At 74.4% G+C, this 1,849-nt stretch carries 2 protein-coding genes and 1 pseudogene; 1 reads left to right on the top strand and 2 read right to left on the bottom strand.

Annotation, left to right across the window (positions count from 1 at the left end; translation table 11 throughout):
* Positions 1–691: EamA family transporter (locus FV222_RS24780; RefSeq protein ID WP_147815888.1), on the top strand; the 691-nt coding region annotated here is incomplete at its 5' end.
* A 49-nt stretch (positions 692–740) separates the two neighbouring features.
* Here the strand turns inward: FV222_RS24780 and FV222_RS24785 are convergent.
* A complete protein-coding gene (locus tag FV222_RS24785) occupies positions 741–1,175 on the bottom strand; it encodes a cupin domain-containing protein (protein ID WP_147765385.1) in 435 nt (144 codons plus the stop codon).
* 66 nt (positions 1,176–1,241) lie between these two features.
* Positions 1,242–1,849: pseudogene (locus FV222_RS24790) on the bottom strand (hypothetical protein); the annotation flags it as partial.

A 1,849-nucleotide genomic window follows, 5' to 3' on the forward strand; every position in this document is an offset into this window, starting at 1 on the left:
TCGCCAGCCCTGGCCGGTCTGGGCGCTGGGGGTCGGCGGGCTGTTCGGCTACCACGCCCTGTACTTCGCCGCCCTGCGCCTGGCACCGCCGGCCGAGGCCGGGCTGATCAACTACCTCTGGCCGCTGCTGATCGTTCTGTTCTCGGCGCGGCTCCCCGGGGCAGGCGGACTGCGGCCCGGCCACCTCGTCGGCGCGCTCCTCGGGCTCGCGGGCGTCGTCGTGCTGTTCCTCGGCCGCGGCGCGTTTCGCTTCGACGATGCGGCGCTGCCCGGCTACGCGGCCTCGCTCGCCGCCGCCTTCGTCTGGGCGGGCTACTCGGTGCTGTCGCGCCGGGTCGGCACGGTGCCGACGGATGCGGTCGCAGGCTTCTGCCTCGCCACCGCCGCCTTGAGCCTCGCCTGCCATCGCGTGTGGGAGACGACGACTTGGCCGGAGGGCGCCCTGCAATGGGCCGCCGTCGTCGCCCTGGGCCTCGGGCCGGTCGGGGCCGCGTTCTACCTGTGGGACATTGGCTGCAAGCGCGGCGACATTCGCCTGCTCGGCGTCGCGGCCTACGCCGCGCCGGTGCTCTCGACGCTGATCCTCGTCGCCTCGGGCTACGCCGCCGCGACCCCGGTCCTCGGCATCGCCTGCGCGCTCATCGTCGCCGGCGCTCTGATCGCGCTGCGGGCCTCACGCGGGGTGGGGTAGCCGCCGGCGCTTCCTTCCCTCGCAGAGAGGGAAGGAAGCGCACCCGAGCTCACCGCGGCGTCGGGCGCCAGTCCGCTGGGGCCATCTCGAAACCCGAAAAGTCGAAGGCCGGGGAGACCGTGCAGCCGACGAGCGTCCAGGCGCCAAGGCTCGTCGCCGTCTGCCAGTGGCCCTCCGGCACGACCAGCTGCGGCCGCTGCCCGCGGAGGAGGTCGGGGCCGAGATGGTGGGCGGCGGCGTCGTGGCCGTTCGGGCTCACCGTGAGCACCAGCGGCGCGCCCGCGTGCCAGTGCCAGATCTCGGCGGCGTCGACGCGATGCCAGGCCGAAACCTCGCCGACGTCGAGCAGGTAGTAGATCGCGCTGCCGACAGAGCGCCCCTCGACCGTGCGCGGATCGCGGAAGGTCTCGCGGTAGTGCCCGCCCTCCGGGTGCGGTTGCAGCCCGAGCGCCGCGATCACCGCCGGTGCCGTCATCTCCGCCATGGTCGTTCGCATCCTTCGATCGGGCTGGTGGGACCCGTGTTCGCACATCCGCCAAAGGCCCGGTGCCTACTCGGCGATGGCACCCTGGGGAACGTGGAAGCCGGGTGGGGCCTTCGGGGCCGCATCCTTGCGCGGCGCGGGCTTCGCCGGCCTTCGCACCGCCGCGGGCGTCGCTTCTTTGCCGGCTTCGTTCGTGTTCGCCGCGGCGTCCGCCGGGGCGGTCTCGGTCGCGTTGCCCTTGCGATTTCCTTTGGCGTCCCTCTTGCCGTTCCCCTTGGTCCCGCGCGCAGCCACAGGCGGCGCGGCGACGGCCGGCGGGTCGATGCAGGTGCGGAAGGCGAGGGAGGCCAGGGGGGTGCCGTCCTCGGCGACGATCGGCAGGGGATCGGGCAGGGCCGGCAGCGCGGCCTCCCAGCGGATCGGGGCGCCGAGCTGGGTTTCGAGCGCGGCGGGGGCCGGGCCGCGGCGGAGGGTGGCGAGGTCCGGCCCGTAGGCGGTGGCGGGCTTGGCCGCGATCACGACCTGCAGCACCTGGCTGATTTCGGGCGTCAGCGGCCGCAGCGGGTTGGCGACGCTGGCGCGGCCGATCCGCGTCACCGCTACGTCAAAACCCTTCGCGCCCTCGTAGCGCGCGGCCCGCGCGCCGCAGGGCTGGAGCGCGTCGAGGTTCGTGG

Origin of the sequence: Methylobacterium sp. WL103, assembly GCF_008039885.1 — a bacterium.
Classification (GTDB): Bacteria; Pseudomonadota; Alphaproteobacteria; order Rhizobiales; family Beijerinckiaceae; genus Methylobacterium; species Methylobacterium cerastii.